12 protein-coding genes, 1 tRNA gene and 2 pseudogenes are annotated in these 16,206 nt (G+C 34.4%); 9 read left to right on the top strand and 6 right to left on the bottom strand.

Annotated features, from left to right (window positions below; all coding sequences use genetic code 11):
* Positions 1-473 precede the first annotated feature (473 nt).
* From ABLO99_RS05845 to ABLO99_RS05835, 3 genes and pseudogenes are all read left to right on the top strand, one after another.
* Positions 474-1,717 (top strand): annotated as a pseudogene (locus ABLO99_RS05845) (IS110 family transposase); the annotation flags it as partial.
* A 43-nt stretch (positions 1,718-1,760) separates the two neighbouring features.
* Positions 1,761-2,748: pseudogene (locus ABLO99_RS05840) on the top strand (IS110 family transposase).
* A 349-nt stretch (positions 2,749-3,097) separates the two neighbouring features.
* Positions 3,098-4,045 carry an IS110 family transposase gene (locus ABLO99_RS05835; protein WP_349967103.1) on the top strand — a complete coding sequence of 316 codons (948 nt, stop codon included), beginning with the start codon at positions 3,098-3,100 and terminating at the stop codon, positions 4,043-4,045.
* A 388-nt stretch (positions 4,046-4,433) separates the two neighbouring features.
* On the opposite strand, the gene ABLO99_RS05830 is transcribed toward ABLO99_RS05835, so the two are convergent.
* Positions 4,434-5,069 carry a hypothetical protein gene (locus ABLO99_RS05830; protein ID WP_349967166.1) on the bottom strand — a complete coding sequence of 212 codons (636 nt, stop codon included), beginning with the start codon at positions 5,067-5,069 and terminating at the stop codon, positions 4,434-4,436.
* Positions 5,070-5,227: 158 nt separating this feature from the next.
* Between ABLO99_RS05830 and ubiH the strand changes: the two genes are divergently transcribed.
* The gene (gene ubiH, locus ABLO99_RS05825; protein ID WP_349967165.1) at positions 5,228-6,376 is read left to right on the top strand and encodes a 2-octaprenyl-6-methoxyphenyl hydroxylase; all 1,149 of its coding nucleotides are present in this window, start codon (positions 5,228-5,230) and stop codon (positions 6,374-6,376) included.
* A gap of 251 nt (positions 6,377-6,627) precedes the next feature.
* Here the strand turns inward: ubiH and ABLO99_RS05815 are convergent, their stop codons facing one another.
* Positions 6,628-7,641 carry a gamma-glutamyl-gamma-aminobutyrate hydrolase family protein gene (locus ABLO99_RS05815; protein ID WP_349967164.1) on the bottom strand — a complete coding sequence of 338 codons (1,014 nt, stop codon included), beginning with the start codon at positions 7,639-7,641 and terminating at the stop codon, positions 6,628-6,630.
* Positions 7,642-7,731: 90 nt separating this feature from the next.
* Positions 7,732-7,804: transfer RNA gene (locus ABLO99_RS05810), tRNA-Phe, on the bottom strand.
* A gap of 74 nt (positions 7,805-7,878) precedes the next feature.
* Between ABLO99_RS05810 and coaD the strand changes: the two genes are divergently transcribed.
* Both coaD and ABLO99_RS05800 read left to right on the top strand, forming a co-directional pair.
* Entirely contained in the window at positions 7,879-8,382 is a 504-nt protein-coding gene (gene coaD, locus ABLO99_RS05805; protein WP_047758787.1) for a pantetheine-phosphate adenylyltransferase, read from the top strand.
* A gap of 74 nt (positions 8,383-8,456) precedes the next feature.
* A complete protein-coding gene (locus ABLO99_RS05800) occupies positions 8,457-8,666 on the top strand; it encodes a zinc-finger domain-containing protein (RefSeq protein WP_047758786.1) in 210 nt (69 codons plus the stop codon).
* Between the two features lie 15 nt (positions 8,667-8,681).
* Here ABLO99_RS05800 and ABLO99_RS05795 read toward each other — a convergent pair whose 3' ends face one another.
* Both ABLO99_RS05795 and uppS read right to left on the bottom strand, forming a co-directional pair.
* Entirely contained in the window at positions 8,682-9,308 is a 627-nt protein-coding gene (locus tag ABLO99_RS05795) for a phosphatidate cytidylyltransferase (RefSeq protein WP_047758785.1), read from the bottom strand.
* Positions 9,298-9,993, bottom strand: a complete 696-nt coding sequence (gene uppS / locus ABLO99_RS05790) for a polyprenyl diphosphate synthase (protein WP_349967161.1) — start codon at positions 9,991-9,993, stop codon at positions 9,298-9,300. The genes ABLO99_RS05795 and uppS overlap by 11 nt, the downstream gene beginning before the upstream one ends.
* Before the next feature lie 278 nt (positions 9,994-10,271).
* Between uppS and odhB the strand changes: the two genes are divergently transcribed.
* The 3 genes from odhB to ABLO99_RS05775 all read left to right on the top strand — a co-directional run bounded on the left by odhB (position 10,272) and on the right by ABLO99_RS05775 (position 14,220).
* The gene (gene odhB / locus ABLO99_RS05785) at positions 10,272-11,435 is read left to right on the top strand and encodes a 2-oxoglutarate dehydrogenase complex dihydrolipoyllysine-residue succinyltransferase (RefSeq protein ID WP_349967159.1); all 1,164 of its coding nucleotides are present in this window, start codon (positions 10,272-10,274) and stop codon (positions 11,433-11,435) included.
* A 723-nt stretch (positions 11,436-12,158) separates the two neighbouring features.
* On the top strand, positions 12,159-13,034 hold the full coding sequence (locus tag ABLO99_RS05780; protein ID WP_349967158.1) for a hypothetical protein: 876 nt from the start codon (positions 12,159-12,161) through the stop codon (positions 13,032-13,034).
* A gap of 409 nt (positions 13,035-13,443) precedes the next feature.
* On the top strand, positions 13,444-14,220 hold the full coding sequence (locus tag ABLO99_RS05775) for an enoyl-ACP reductase (protein WP_349967156.1): 777 nt from the start codon (positions 13,444-13,446) through the stop codon (positions 14,218-14,220).
* Positions 14,221-14,665: 445 nt separating this feature from the next.
* On the opposite strand, the gene secD is transcribed toward ABLO99_RS05775, so the two are convergent.
* Positions 14,666-16,171 (bottom strand): protein translocase subunit SecD, encoded by a 1,506-nt coding sequence (secD, locus tag ABLO99_RS05770; RefSeq protein WP_349967155.1) that lies wholly within the window; start codon positions 16,169-16,171, stop codon positions 14,666-14,668.
* Positions 16,172-16,206 lie beyond the last annotated feature (35 nt).

Genomic DNA, 16,206 nt, shown 5'->3' with positions numbered 1-16,206 from the left:
AAAAGCATCTAATGTTTTAAGCTTAAGCATTAGGTGGAGGAGGGAAGAACTCTGTTTCTCCTCTTAGATATAAAATCTGTAAGAAAGATAAGAGTTCCCTCCTCAAAAGTATAGGCTGGACGGTATCGTAGAAAGACCTAAATGGCTCTAATTCTGTATCCACAAGGTTAGCATCGGACAGATACAAAACCTGTCAAACCAGAAAGAAACTCCTATTTTCTACTTTTTTGAATATAATTTTACGGAGAAGCGCTTCTGCAGTTATAGCCGAGTAGGCAATGGTGCCTTAGTGCTCGTAGGTTAGCATGGTTTTGGAAGGAAAATCACTGATGGAGTCTTTGAGACTACCTCGATTAGAAGAGCGTATAATTCAACCGTTCCAAGCTGAAGTGCTTTTCAATTATTATATGATGGAGGTTAGAAATGGCAAAAACAAAAAGTAAATTAGAGGTCTGATGCGGCAGGAATAGATATCTGTGCATTATGTATGTGTACCAGAAGGAAGAGATAAACAGAATATACAAAAATTCTGCTGCTTCACAGAAGATCTTTATAACTTAGCAAAGTGGTTAAAGAGGTGCAAAGTTACTACAATAGCCATGGAATCAACAGGAGTGTATTGGATCCCCTTGTTTCAAGTACTTGAATCATATGGATTTGAAGTAAAATTAGTAAACGCAAAATATGTTAAGAATGTGCCTGGAAGAAAATCTGATGATTGCCAGTGGTTACAACAACTGCATAGCTATGGACTGCATTTAGACCAGATAATCAAATTTGTGTATTACGCAGCTACGCTAGACAACGAGATAACCTAATAAAAAGTGCAGCAGCACACATTCAACGTATGCAAAAAGCGTTAATTCAAATGAGCATTCAATTGCATAAGGTGATAAGCGATATAACAGGAGTTACTGGCATGCAAATTATTAAAGCAATACTTGAGGGTGAAAGAAATCCAGAAAAATTAGCTGAATTAAGAGATGGACGAATAAAAAATGATAAATCTACCATTGCAAAAGCATTAACTATAGAGAGGAACACCTGTTTACACTAAAACAAGAGTTTGAGCTATACAATATTTATCAGGAAAAAATAGCAGAATGTGATAGAAGTATTGAAGGATATTATAAAACATTTGAGACAAAGTCAGGTGGGAACAAGCTATGTAATAAAATAAAGCGTAAGTCTACAAAACATAGGCCAAATTTTGCTATACACGAAGAACTGCATAGAATTACAGGTAGGGAAAAGTTCCAGGACTTGATGTAGTAACCATACAAACAATAATTTCAGAAACTGGCATAAACCCTAATAGATGGCGGACAGAAAAACACTTTTCATCGTGGTTAGCCCTGCCAATAAAATTACAGGAGAAAAAGTGTTTAGCACAAGAACGCGTAAAGTCATTAATCGTGCTGCAAATGCATTTCGAATAGCTGCTCACTGTGTATCAAGAAGCAACAGCGGAATAGGTGCGTACTGTAGAAGAATAAAGAGACGACTAGGTGCACCAAAAGCAATCACGGCTACCGCAAGAAAACTAGCATGCATTTTTTATAGTATGCTAAAGTATGGGTAAGAATATGTTGAAAAAGGAATGAACTATTATGAAACACGTTACAAAGAGAGAGTTAAAAAAAACTTGATCAAAAAAGCACAGGAATTTGGCTACATCTTAGTTCAAAAAGATGAACTGGTTGAGGGAGTTTCTTAGAAGGCTTACTTTTCGTTTTAAATGGTAACGTATGGGGTTATATATGATCAACAACTTTCTTGGAATTGATGTATCAAAAGATCGCTTTGATGTTTTTCTTTCATTCATAAGTAAAAAAGAAAAGCGTGAAACTAGGAAAAGGAGCTTTAAGAACGATGATCTTGGGTTTCAAGGTCTGCTGAGTTTTCTACAAAAGCATAATGTGGAAGAAGTAAAGGCATGCATGTGGTTGTTATAGCGAAGCTTTGGCTGAATTTCTGCACAATGCTGGACATTTTGTTAGTGTTGTAAATCCTTATTGTATTAAATCTTATACAAGGAGTAAGCTCGTAAGACAAAAGAATGATCAGACTGATGCAGAAATTATTGCTGATTATTGCCAAAGACAGGAACCAACTCGTTGGACACCACCTTCTTCTGAAATGAAAAAATTAAAACATCTTTATCGTTGCTCAGTTGCGTTAAAAGAATTAGTAAATAACCACCTAGAAAAAAAAGAGAGACTGCCTAAAGAAGTTGCAAATGCTTGGGAGGATCTTGCAACGAATATAGTTAAAAAAATAGAAATAATAAAAAACTCCATACGCAAACTATTAAAGCAGCACAAAGAATTGTTGGAAAATTTTCAGCTTCTATTGACTATTCCAGGAATAGGAGAGGAATCAGCAATAGCTATTTTAGCTGAAATCCCTGACATAAAAGCTTTTAGAGATGCCAGGCAATTGGCAGCATATACAGGAGTTATACCGAAAAATATAACATCAGGTTCATCTGTACATTCTAAACCAAGATTAAGTAAATCAGGTTACAAACATTACGTAAGGCCCTTTTCTTTCCTGCCATAGTAGCCAAGAATCACAATCCTATCATTGTGAGTTTTTGCCAAAGACTAAAGAAGAAGGGTAAGCATAATATGGCAATTGTGGGAGCGTAAGCTACTCCATATCATTTTCGGTATCCTGACATCCAAAAGTGCTTTTGATCCAAATCATATCAAGAATTACAGAACTAGGATGTTGACTGTAGTTTAAAATCAAAAAATGCTTCCAATCCATTCAACATATTCACTAACTGTAATCTGTGTACTGTTACACAATCAGAAGTATTTTTTGATTTTATGATACAGCTTGAGTAATTTTTTTGTTGACTAGCAAGACGGTTGTAAGTTGGAAATATGATATAAAAGAAGCAAGAAGGAAGGTAGCTCTATAAAAAAATATAGTTATCAAAGGCTTGAGCGACCGTAAGACGGTAGTATTACACATACGTAGATATCAAGGTACTCAAGCCTATCCTTCGAGACGTTTGAATAGTTGTTTGGGACATACATATGCACCTGTTTACAATCTTAAATTTTAACTTAAACTCTCGAGGTTCTTTATGGTTATATCTTATCAAAATTTTATTGGCATTGATATCGGAAAACTTGAATTTGTCATTGCAGTGAATGAACAAAAAAGTGTTATCAAGTTTGACAATAGTTGTTCTGGCTGGAAACAATTTTACCAAAAATTTTCAAATATCTTACCCAATTCCATGATAATTTTAGAAGCTACAGGAGGCTATGAGCTTGGCTTATTGTATTTTCTTATTGACAGAAACATTGCTGTGCATCGTGCTAATACTCGTCAAGTTAAAAACTTCATTCTATCTCATGGAACTTTGGCAAAGACTGACAATCTGGATGCAAAAGCGCTTGCCCAATATGGTGTTGAGCGTTGTGGACGTCTGCAGCTATTTACACCTATCTCAAAAGAACAAACCACCTTATTTACACTTTGTCAGCGTCGTGATGATATTACAAAAATGCTTGTTCAAGAAAAAAATAGGCTTAAAACTCCTGGAAATGATTACATTAAGGAAAGTTGTCAACAAACTATTGAATTCCTCAATAATCAGGTAGAAAAGCTTGATCAAGCTATACAAAAAATAGTCAATGAAAACCCTGAACTGAACCGATACCAGAAGATTCTTGAAACAGTTCCTGGAATAGGTAGAAAAACCTCTCAATGTTTATTGTGCCTTATACCGGAACTTGGTTCCTTAAACAAAAGGCAAGTTGCAAGCCTTGCAGGTGTTGCACCTCATCCTAAGGAAAGTGGTAAAGCTATTGGTTACCGAAGGATTATAGGTGGAAGAAGTAACGTTCGTTCAAAGCTTTTCACAGCTGCTATGGCTGCTAGAAACTCCAAGTCAGAACTTGCTGCTTTTTATTGTAAGCTTATTGATAGTGGTAAAAGAAAGATGGTAGCACTCACTGCACTTATGCGTAAAATTATAGTCATCGCCAATGCCAGACTTAAAGAAGCAATTAATTTGCATGTTTAGAAATTTACATGGCAATAATTAAAATTAGTTAATGAATATGTGCGTCCACACACACACTAAACGCACATATTCATTGGCTTAAGCAAGGTAGTAGCTGTTTGATATAAAATTCTATTCTTATACGACAAAATGGGGTTTTATTGCCCATATGAAGTTGCAAAATTACACAAATAAAAAATTTTTAAACATAGTTGATATCTTTCTTATTCCACTTTTCCTTAACTTGACGCCTATGCTTTTTTTGAACATTCCCTTCAAGATGGGTAGAATGTAGTTTTAGGTGAATAAAATATTTCAAGTGGTGGCAGCTACCTTAGCTGTAAAAAACAATCTACAACTTAAGAAAATTTTATTTGAAAAACAGTATAATCTTATTTCACTCTTTACTCTATAAAAGACTATCTTCAACTTGAATATGTTGAAAAATATTTTGCGTATTATCCAAAAAGTTATTCTTTATATTAGTTAATTCAGATTGTTTTTGGGATAAATTATCCTCCATTGTTCTGTTAAAACAATCAAGATCATTGCACTTTAATTGAGAGTGCATGTCTCCATTTTCATATAAACTTCGTATAACATCATAATATGCTCGAGTTTCATCAGTTTCTGGTTGTTGCTTTTCCCTGAGTATTGCCTTTAATTTCGAATCTATGTCTAATTCTTTTTTTATAGCTTCAGTAGCATTTTCATGATACTTTTTATAATCCTCAAAACTCTTTAATATTTTATCTTTTACTTCGTTTTGTAACATTTTTAGCAAATCTTTAGCATGAGGTTTTTCAATTTTTTGCTTCCACTCATCATATGTATATTTTTGTTTCCCACCATATTTTGTACCATAACACTCGCCTCCTACATTAAATATTTCTTCGTTGCAGGTTTTATCACCCTTATAAAAGTAATCGCTTATATTGATTTTATCGCGAGTTACAGTTTGTTTAATTGCTGCTTTGTTTTCTCTAAGCTCTTCTCTATATTTGCTAATGCAATTTGACAATTCTTTTGTGCAATCTGTAGTCATAAATTGGTTCCTTTAATAAAACAAAATCTTTAGCACAAAATAATTAATACTTTGTTACTAATGTTAGGTATCCTAAGGTAGTAATAAGAAGTTCAGTGTCTACAAAGTTTATTTAAACTGTTTTCAAAACGAATAAAATATAATTTTAGGTAAATAAAATGAATTACGATGTAATCATTTCAGGTGGTGGGCTGATTGGTCTTATTACTGCTATTGGCCTCAGTAATGATTCTGTATCTGTAGCCGTAATTGAAAAAAATAGTCTACCACGTACAGTTAATGACAATCGAGCATTTGCCATTTCTCAAGGATCAAAAAAGATATTGGAAAAATTAGGGATCTGGCAGTTCTTAGAGGGTGAAACTGAACCAATACTTGATATATGCATATTAGATGGAGATAGCCCATTTACTGTGCACTATGACCATAAAATGGTCGGTGAAGAACCAATGGGTTATGTAATCAACAATGCTATTATATGGAATGCAATCAATAATAATTTTTTGCATAAACTCAATATATATTCTCCACGTTCCTATAAAACAATTGCTTGTGACAAAGGATACGTGGAAGTTACTCTTGATAATGATCAGCAATTGATATCATCGCTATTTATCTGCGCTGAAGGTAAAAACTCTAAGTTGCCAAAGTTGTTTTCTATACCAATGATAAAATTTGATTATAAACAAAATAGTATAGTATTTAATGTAAAGCATGAATTGCATCACCAAAACTTAGCTGTAGAGCGGTTTTTTCCTGGTGGTCCATTTGCAATTTTGCCAATGAAAGGTGGCTATACTTCTTCAATAGTTTGGACAGAAAAATACGAAATTTCAAAAATGCTAATGAGCTTATCCGAAAAGGAATTTATCATAGAGCTCAAAAAAAGATTTGGTTCTTATTTGGGAGAAATTGAGTTAGAGAGTGAAAGAAGATCTTACCCTTTGAGTTTTACTTTTGCGAGAAAGTTATATAAAAGCAGAATTTTGCTTATTGGCGATGCAGCACATTCAATCCATCCAGTTGCAGGTCAAGGACTTAATCTTGGAATGAGAGATGTAGAGAGTGTTATAAGACAAATAACTACTGCAAAAGTCTCTGGTATTGACGTTGGCAGTCATTACCTATTGAAAAAAATTTCACGTGACAGATACTTTGATAATTTTACCATGGCACTTGCAACTGATGGGCTAAATAGGATATTTTCCAATAGAATATTTTGCGCTAGAGCATTTGGTTTAATGGTAGTTGAAAATTCAGATTTTCTTAAAAAACGTTTCATTCGGCACGCTATGGGATTTATGTAAACTACTGTTGTATCACAATGTTTGTACAGTTATGTGTGTTCCACCAAAAGTGTCATACCAGTACTTCCTCTCTTGTCATTCAAGTAGCCTTTTCTTGTCATCCCAGTGCCTAGACACTGGGATCCAGAAAACTTAACTTTAAATAAATCTGGATTCCAGCGTCACGCGCTGGAATGACACCCATTTCTTTCCAGTACTTCCTCTTCTGTCATGCCAGTGCATGACATTAAATGATTTTCCTTATTTTAGCATTAAGCGCGATAAAGAAAATCATTTATAATTGCTATAGCAACTAATGTTGAAACCTGACGTTCCTTGTGATTTGATAGATAGAGGTTTTTATCTGACTTCACAACAAGGGCTTCTGGATGACTTTGAAAGTAAATATTACCATGCTTATCTTCAATAGCCTCTATTACCCCATCACTCGAAAATGCTGTAACTTTATATCCAAGTAACTCCAATTTTCTTCTATTTTCTGGTGTATTGCTCACTGCTCCCGAGTGAGCATCTGGAAAACATGTTGAAAACCAACCATTTTCGTCAGGTGATAAAAATCTAGCAACCACTTCGGCTAAACGACTGTTGGGAACGATCTTTATCTGCTGGAGAGGTACATCCTCTTTCTGTGGATTAGGTGCTGATTTTAAATGAGATCTTCGCTTCTCTTCATCACTCACAAGATTTGCCACACTCACTACTTCAATTCCCTTTGCATTCATTATGCCTTGCAAACCACCACATATGCCAAGTAAATGAATTGCAGGGTTATCATCAATGATTTTTACAATTGCTTCAGTAACAAGCTGGCGACAAGGAGTAGGAGGAAAAGGTTCGGAGTGTAAATTGTAGTAATTTCCTGGAATGAATATTCTATTTATTTTGTGTTCTTTAATAAACTTTGCAACTTTAACTTTTATTCGGTCTAATGTTAACTTTTTTGCCAATGTTTCATCTTGTTTTGCGAGATTAAGTGACTCTGTCTGAATTTTTTTAAGGCTAATTATTTCATTATAATCAATCAGTACAATTTTAACTCTAAAATTATTAAGCATCTCGTAGACACTTTGAGATAGCCCAAGCTCATGCGGGTATGTCTCTTCTTCCGTTTTTAACAAACCAACAACTATGTCATCATTTACTCTATTTTCTGCCGTCAAGGCAGTTGATGCCGGTTTTTCACTAACGCCAGCATAAGTAATATTGCTTAATAATAGAACTACAATTAATAGGATATTAAACACTTTGCTATAACATTTATACATATAGTTTAACTTCTTAACACTTATATCAACATCATAACATATTATAGAATATTTTGCAATAAAAAGGTAAATTTGATAAGAAAAAGAATGTGGCCTGAGCAGGAATCGAACCAGCGACACAAGGATTTTCAGTCCTTTGCTCTACCAACTGAGCTATCAGGCCAACTACGTACTTTCATTTTTAGATAAAAAACGTTATCATGTCCATCAAAAGTTTTTGAAGTATAGAAACAAAAAATGAACACTAATAACAAAATAGGAATCTACCCTGGTACATTTGATCCTATAACCTTTGGGCATCTTGACATAATAAAAAGAGCATGTAAGCTAGTCGATAAGTTAGTAATCAGTGTTGCAGAAAATGTTAATAAGCATACTGCTTTTGACATAAATCTGCGCACAAGCATGGCTGAAAATGAAGTGAAAGGACTAGGGATTGATGCAAATGTCATATCTTTCAATGGGTTATTAATGAAGTTTGCCAAAGAGCAGAATGCCTCTGTTATTATCAGAGGGCTCAGAGCAGTATCAGATTTTGATTATGAGTTTCAAATGAGTTGGGTAAACTACAAACTCTCTCCTGAAATTGAAACTATATTTCTTCCTGCGTCTGAGGATACTCAATTTATCTCATCAAGTTTTGTAAAGGAAATAGCGAGATTAGGAGGAGATGTTAGCAAGTTTGTATCAAAAAGTGTAGAAAATGAATTGATTAACCTAAATAGGGTAAAAGATGGATAATAAATATCCGTTGTCTTTTTTATTTTCAAACGAGTATGTTCAATGTATAAAATACTATAAACTAAAGGAGCGACATGTCAGAAGTGAGGGATAATAATTTAATAGTTTGCTGCCGTGGTGATGAGAATGATGATGGTTCTGGTCATCCAGTAGTATATTTACATAAAGAAGGAGAAATGTGTTGTCCTTATTGTAATAAGCCAATGAATGAAATAGTAAACTTCGAAGAATTTCAATCTATTGAAGTGAAAGCAGTGAGTGAAAAGAAAAGAACCCAAATTTAATAGTACTTCATTTTTTTAGCTTATGTAAATAGCAATGAGAGGGGCAGTAAAAATGAAGCTATCCATACGGTCAAGTACTCCCCCATGACCGGGTATTATACCTCCACTATCTTTAACATTGTAAATTCTTTTGATGAGTGACTCAGTAAAATCTCCAAGTTGGGCTAGAATAGCAATTGTAAAGCCAATTATTGGAGAATAAAGAATTGGAAATAAACTCAAAAATATTGAGCCAAAAATTGTACACACTACTCCAGCTAAAACTGCACCAAAAAGCCCTAACCAAGTTTTGCCTGGGCTAATGATTGGACAAATTCTAGTTTTACCAAAATTTTTGCCGAAAAAATAGGCAGCAATGTCGATACTCCAAATAGTTAAGACGAGCCATATTAGTACATATTTTCCCTGTGGTAAGCTATAGAGGTATATTAACGAGGCATTTGGTAATGCAATTAATAGTAATGCGAAAATGTATAAGATTCTATTGCCCTGAGTTAGGTTATACCATTCAAAAGAAGATAAAACTGCGATTGAAAAAATTAGTAGATAAAATGATAAATCACTGAAATATGTAGCAAAAGAAAATATGAGTAATATTACTATTGAGGACAATATTCTAACCATAAAGTTATTATCTACCATATTTTTTCTCTCTTTTTGTATAATCTTCTAGTGCTTCGGTCAAATCTTGACAAGAAAAATCAGGCCACAAAGTATCACAAAAATACAATTCAGCATAGGCTGCTTGCCATAATAAAAAGTTGCTTAACCTTTTTTCGCCACCAGTGCGAATTAATAAATCCAATTTTGGCAAATCCTTAGTATACAGAAATTTTTCAAATTCGTCTTCCAATACGCAATCGATATTTCCTTTTATGATGTTGTTGATAGCATGTATAATTTCTTGCTTTGCTCCATAACTAACTGCAACAGTAAGTAATAGGCCATCGTTCTTATGTGTCACTTCTTCTGCCTTTTTAATTTGATCGAATATTTTACTGGGCAATAGACTTAAATTGCCAATAAAATTCAGTTTAATGTTATGATTGTAAATGAAATTGATTTTATCTTCATTGGTTAAAACGGAATAAAATAAATCAAATAGGCAGTTAGTTTCGTTTTTAGGTCTGAGCCAATTTTCCATGGAAAATGCATACAAAGTTAAGTAAGGTATGGTCAAGATTGTGCAATGCTTAGCAATATCACATGCAACCTCACTGCCTTTTCTATAACCATCAATTTTTATCCTTCCTTGATTGTTTGCCCACCTACCATTACCATCCATAATAATTGCTAGATGTTTTGGCAGAGATTCTAGATTTAACATTTGAATTCAACCTGTTATTCGGTTTTACCCATCCTAACAATATCAATTAACTTAACGTCTATATCTCTGTATGAAGCGTTCACTACATCAACCTAAAACTATATTATTACTGAAAAATCATTGATAGTCTATACTCTACTCTATGAATAAAGTTTTCTGAACCAGCTACTTAGATGATAGGTGGCAGAAAAACTTGGTACTTCTAATGAATTTATTAGTTTGTTATACACTTCTTTTCATGTATAAATTTATAGAAAGTTTTATACGGAAGTTGTTTTATGAGCAAAATTATAGAAGTCAGAGCACCAAAAACTCTTGGTGGTGAATCGATCACGGAAGGTATAGTCAAAATAAAGAAAAATATTGGCGAAGCAGTAAAATTAGATGACTTGATCTTTGAAATTGAAACTGACAAAACGGCGTTAGAATTACCTGCAGAAGCTTCAGGACAAATAACTGAATTTTTTGTGAAAGAAGATGATGTAATCAGCCCTGATCAATTACTGGCAAAATTTGCTGTAGGAGAGGTAAAAGAAGAAGTAAAAAAAGAAGATAAAGGCGAAGGCGCTGCTAAAAAAGACGCTCCGTCAGCTCGTAAAATTATGGAAGAAAATGCAATCAGTGCAGAAAGTGTAAAAGGAACTGGCATGGGAGGCAGAATAACAAAAGCAGATGTGATAGATCATATGAATAAGGCTGAACAACCTGCGGTCGAACTACCAAAAAGTGTAGTAAGTGGAGAGAGAAGAGAAGAACGAGTGAAAATGAGCAAAATAAGGCAAGTAATTGCTGCTCGTTTGAAAGCATCGCAAAATACTGCTGCAATACTGACCACGTTCAATGAAATTGACATGAAAAATGTCATGGATCTCAGGGCAAAATATAAAGAAACTTTCGAAAAGAAATATGGAATAAAATTGGGTTTCATGTCGTTTTTTATAAAGGCAGCAGTGCAAGCACTGAAAGAAATTCATGAGATTAACGCTGAAATCTCAGGTGATGAAATCATATATAAAAATTATTATGACATAGGTGTTGCTGTTGGCACTGATAAAGGTCTTGTTGTGCCAGTTATTAGAAATGCTGACCAAATGTCATTTGCCGAAATTGAACTCACTTTAGTTGCCCTTGGTAAAAAAGCACGAGAAAGTAAGCTGCAAGTGTCAGACATGGAAGGTGCAACATTTACTATCTCAAACGGTGGTGTATACGGTTCACTCCTTTCCACTCCGATAATAAACCCTCCGCAATCTGGAATACTTGGCATGCACTGTATACAAAATAGGCCAGTTGCTGTAGGCAACTCAATTGAAATCAGACCGATGATGTACATTGCTCTCTCTTACGACCACAGAATAGTTGATGGCAAAGGAGCAGTTACTTTCCTTGTTAAAATCAAAAATTACATAGAAGATCTAAATAGATTGGTTTTGGAAATTTAAATAATATCAGTTGTTAAAAGCAGCAGGCAAGTTTTTCTGAAATTTTCAAGATGGGGGAATTGTTGTTACAGATATTTGTTTATAAAGGCAATTTATACGAAAAATGGTCAGTGCTTACTGTACGAACATTGTGATTTAGGCCTAATAAAGAGGGTGTCATCCCAGTGCTTGACACTGGTTCTTTTTTTCTGGATTCCAGCGTCGCGCGCTGGAATGACATCATTTACTATGTGCCATATTGCAATGTTCGTAAAGTTGTGTGTGTGGTCCACCAAAGGGGTGTCAGCTACTTGCATGACACTATCTGCTATTTTTACTTATAACTACCTTGCCTGAACGAATATGAAACGGTTTTTGGCTACTCACGAAATAGATTTGGCCATAATCTTTTCCACTCTTATTTCATATTCTTTAAAGTATTTCTATTTCCTACACTTTCTTTATAAAAACCATAGGCGCCAGTTGGTTTTAAAGTAAAGGTCAAGTATCTGGAATTCTGGACACAAAATCCTCCTGTGTAAAAAATAAAATGCAGTGCACATACGACAGAGATTAAGTACGTGTGCGCGCATGCTATCTAAAACATTAAACATAAGATTAGTAATTTTACCATTTCTATATAAAGTTTAATTGAGAGCCCTTTCAGAAATTTGTAGGGCTTTTTTTTTGTTGACCTCTCATTAAAAACATTTTATGTTAACGATATTTATAGAGAGGTATATAATGTTAGGTAATCCAAAAAATTCTGAAGTTGTAAATCCAGTTTCTTTTTGCAAGGAAGCTTATGCGTCTAAGCATGAGGATATTGAAGAAAGGAAAAAAAGAGAAGCTTCTGAGAAGTTTCTTGTTATTAATAATCAGGAAGAGTGGGAGAAGTTCTTTAAAGCGCAGAATGATACTTCTACTAATACCACTAATAAAGTAATACAAAAGCCTCATGTTCATAAGAATAGTGAGGGTATGTATAGGTACACTGCTGAAGGGAATAAGTATAATGGTAAGGAGATTACAGGCAAAGTTGCTGAGCAGATTAAAGAGGAGATAGCTAAAAATGTAAAAAGTAGTGTTATAAAACTCAAGGAAAGTAAAAACGCAGATAATAGTGTTAAGCCTGTTGTAAGAATTGTGCTAGATGATAACACAAAGGAAGTAAATTTGATGGGTCTTATAAGTAATGATGTGTGTAAAAAGTATGAAGTAAAAACAATTACGCTGTGCCTTCCTGATAAAAGTCATACAAGGGGAATACGTTGTCAGATTGATGAGCATGGAGCAAGAATTTATGAAGTAGCTAACGGTTCATATGATATGACCTTGAATTGGTATGTTGAAGGAAAAGAGTGTAAGATGAAAATCAATATTAGTGATGACGGTTCTGTAAAGCTTATTGAAAGCAATGGTTTCACTTGGGATCAGTTAGCTGCATACCAAGAGGTAAAAGTAGGAAGGCAATATGAAGCAAAGCCTCTATATGAAGCATTATCGCATTTAAGACAAGAAGGTTCTGAAATAGTAGGGGTTTCACATAAGCCTTCAGCAAGTATAGAAAGTGTAGTTGTGCCAAAACAACTTTCTTCTGCTCGAGGAGTAAGTAATTAAGAAGGCGGTATGAGCTGCTTGCAAATGTAGGCAGCCTATATCTTAACGTCCTTATTTCATATTCTTTAAAGTATTTTTATTTTCTGTGCTTTCTTTATAAAAACCATAGGCGCCAGTGGGTTTTTGCTAAAGTAAAGGTCAAGTGTCTGGAATTCTGGACATAAAATCCTCCTGTGTAAAAAATAAAATGCAGTGCACATACGACAGACATACACTGAAGTTTATTGAGTTTGATTAAAAAGTCTGCAGACAAAGATAGATTTTGAGCTCTTAAAATATCTCTATTTGTAATTATAATTAGATTGAAAATATGCGGAAGCAATTTTTTTTAATATACGCTAGCTACAGTTAAAACATAATTGACTTTGCCTAGTTAATATTCCAAATTATAAAAAAGGCAAATAATTTTATGGTATTGCAGGGCAAAAAAGGGTTAATAACTGGAATAATGAATAAAAGGTCGATAGCGTATGGTATAGCAAAAGTTCTTTCAGAGCATGGAGCAGAATTTGCAATCACTTATCAAAATGAAACAATAAAAGAAAAATTATTACCAATAGCGAATGAATTAAATGTGGAGCTAATATTGCACTGTGATGTTTCAAATGAGGAAACCATAGATAATGCTTTTAAGGAAATAGAGGAAAAGTGGGGTACTTTTGACTTTTTGGCACATGCAATAGCATTTTCCGATAAAAATGAGTTAAATGGTAAGTATGTCAATACTTCACTAAACAACTTTTCCAAGGCAATGCATATATCGTGCTATTCTTTTACTGCTTTAGCACAAAGGGCCGAAAAAATGATGTTAAATGGTGGTAGTTTACTTACTTTATCTTACTATGGTGCTGAAAAAGTGATGCCAAATTATAATGTTATGGGTTTATGTAAAGCAGCACTTGAAGCAAGTGTAAAATATATAGCATGTGATCTTGGTCCGCAGAACATCAGAGTGAATGCAATTTCCGCTGGTCCAATCAGAACTTTGGCATCTTCTGGAATAAGTGATTTTCACTTCATATCAGAGTGGAATAGAAATAATTCTCCGCTTAGACGCAATGTTACAATAGAGGATGTTGGTAAGGCAGCACTATATTTATTAAGCGATTTAAGCAGTGGTACAACTGGAGAAATTTTGCATGTTGATTCAGGGTATAATGTTGTAGGAATGAAAGTAGTAGACTAATAAAGTACTGCAGATGCATGTGAAACCAGTGTTTCTTTTCTTGTCATGCCAGCTTCCATATTTACCCCAGCTTCCATAATGTCATCCCAGTGTCAAGCACTGGGATGACACCATCATAAAGGAATCAGTGTCAGCTACTCGAATGATAAGAGAGGGGAATGACATTTCACCATGTCATTCCAGCACTTGATGCTGGAATCCAGTTTTCTTTACCAAAAGTGCCTCATTTTATAACGCAAAACCCATACTCCAATTAATTACTTGCAATCTGGATCCCAGTGTCAAGCACTGGGATGACAGTAGAAGAAGCACTGGAATGACATCACAAAGGCTACTCGAATGACATCTTCTTACGGATAATGCTCATGCAGCTGTGTGTCACGCACTGACCATTTATTCCTACATTTTTTTGCCTATCTTATTTTGTCACTCTGCTGAACAGATACTAAAGTACTAGCTTCTTCGGGTTCACGCACAATTCTATCAGGAGTTTTGTGACTGTAATTGCAGAAAACATCGAGCATAAGACTCCTATTGATAAAGTGACAGAAAACCCTCTAATTGCTCCGCTACCAATAATAAACATTATTCCCGCAGCAATTAATGTAGTGAAGTTTGAATCAAGGATTGTTTTTATTGCATTTTTGAATCCTTCTTCAATGGCACGAGCTGTTCTTTTTCCTGCTCTTATTTCTTCGCGAATACGTTCAAATATCAAAACATTTGCATCTACAGACATGCCAACAGTTAGTGCAATGCCGGCAATTCCAGGGAGAGTAAGAGTTGCTTCAAGTAGGGTGAGAATGAGTAGTATGGAAGTTACATTAAAAGCAAGCGCAACAGACGCCAACAAGCCTAACTTGCCATAAATAATCATTATAAATAAAGCAACAGCGATAATTGAAATTATCGCTGCTCTTTTTCCTGCTTTTATTGACTCTTCTCCAAGGCTTGGACCAATGTTTTTTTCTTCAATTATTTTAAGTGGTGCAGGTAGTGCACCAGATTTTAAAAGTATTGCAAGTTCGCTCGCTTGTTTTTCAGTGAAGTTACCGCTAATTTCTCCCTCTCCATTTAGAATTGGTTCACGTATCGTTGGTACAGTTAAGACTGTGTTATCTAGAACAATTGCAAAAGGCTTTCCTACATTTTCTTTAGTGATTTTCGCAAATCTTTTACTCGCTACGCTGTCAAATTTAAAATGTACTGTTGGTTTACCTAAATTGCTGAATCTAACTGATGCATTGACCAATGAATCACCGCCTATTTCAGTCTTGCGGAATATTGGATAGGAATTACCCAAAGAATCCTTGAGCATAACCGTAGTTTCATAGTCTATATCTTGCAACTTTGCTACGTTAGTGTTTGCAAAATGGAAAGCTAGCTTAGCTGTTTTGCCAAGAAGAGATTTTATCTGCTGAGTGTCTTCTACTCCAGGAACTTGGACTAATATCTTATTCTGTCCTTGTTTTTGTACACTTACTTCCTTAGTACCAAGCTTATCTAATCGCCTTTGGACATTAATTATCGATTCAGAAACTACTTCATTGATTAATGAATTCTTATAATTCGGTTTATATGAAATGAGAATTGAAACATCCTTTCTACTCAGCTCTAAGTTTGGGTTTATTTTGTGGATTAACGTTGAAACTTTTTTGTAATCATCAATATTACTTAAAGTTACAACTATTTGTTTATCGTTTTTTATGCTACTTTGCGTTAACAGACCTTCTTTTATCTCATCGGCTAGCATGCTAGATTTTTCTTTAAAGTAGAAATCTAAGTCTACGTCCAGGAGCAGAGATGATCCACCTTTCAAATCAAGCCCTAGATTTATTCTCTTTTTTGAGATGAAAAACTTATTATCAAAGAAATTTGGCAGTATTATGTATAAAGATAGCAAAAAAATTAGTAATACCGAAAGAGATTTAACTATGAGCTTGCTTAACATAAATTTAAACTATACTAGGTGCATTGTAAACCGAA

Origin of the sequence: Wolbachia endosymbiont of Armadillidium arcangelii (assembly GCF_040207875.1) — a bacterium.
In the GTDB taxonomy this organism is placed as follows: Bacteria; Pseudomonadota; Alphaproteobacteria; order Rickettsiales; family Anaplasmataceae; genus Wolbachia.
The sequence above is the reverse complement of the archived record's forward strand: the minus strand, read 5'-3'. Positions and strand labels throughout refer to the sequence as shown.

Bases quoted from the DNA above. Each gene is read 5' to 3' on its own strand.
- ABLO99_RS05835 (WP_349967103.1), top strand. From the start codon at position 3,098: ATGGTTATATCTTATCAAAATTTTATTGGCATTGATATCGGAAAACTT.
- ABLO99_RS05830 (WP_349967166.1), bottom strand. From the start codon at position 5,069: ATGACTACAGATTGCACAAAAGAATTGTCAAATTGCATTAGCAAATAT.
- ubiH (WP_349967165.1), top strand. From the start codon at position 5,228: ATGAATTACGATGTAATCATTTCAGGTGGTGGGCTGATTGGTCTTATT.
- ABLO99_RS05815 (WP_349967164.1), bottom strand. From the start codon at position 7,641: ATGTATAAATGTTATAGCAAAGTGTTTAATATCCTATTAATTGTAGTT.
- coaD (WP_047758787.1), top strand. From the start codon at position 7,879: ATGAACACTAATAACAAAATAGGAATCTACCCTGGTACATTTGATCCT.
- ABLO99_RS05800 (WP_047758786.1), top strand. From the start codon at position 8,457: ATGTCAGAAGTGAGGGATAATAATTTAATAGTTTGCTGCCGTGGTGAT.
- ABLO99_RS05795 (WP_047758785.1), bottom strand. From the start codon at position 9,308: ATGGTAGATAATAACTTTATGGTTAGAATATTGTCCTCAATAGTAATA.
- uppS (WP_349967161.1), bottom strand. From the start codon at position 9,993: ATGTTAAATCTAGAATCTCTGCCAAAACATCTAGCAATTATTATGGAT.
- odhB (WP_349967159.1), top strand. From the start codon at position 10,272: ATGAGCAAAATTATAGAAGTCAGAGCACCAAAAACTCTTGGTGGTGAA.
- ABLO99_RS05780 (WP_349967158.1), top strand. From the start codon at position 12,159: ATGTTAGGTAATCCAAAAAATTCTGAAGTTGTAAATCCAGTTTCTTTT.
- ABLO99_RS05775 (WP_349967156.1), top strand. From the start codon at position 13,444: ATGGTATTGCAGGGCAAAAAAGGGTTAATAACTGGAATAATGAATAAA.
- secD (WP_349967155.1), bottom strand. From the start codon at position 16,171: ATGTTAAGCAAGCTCATAGTTAAATCTCTTTCGGTATTACTAATTTTT.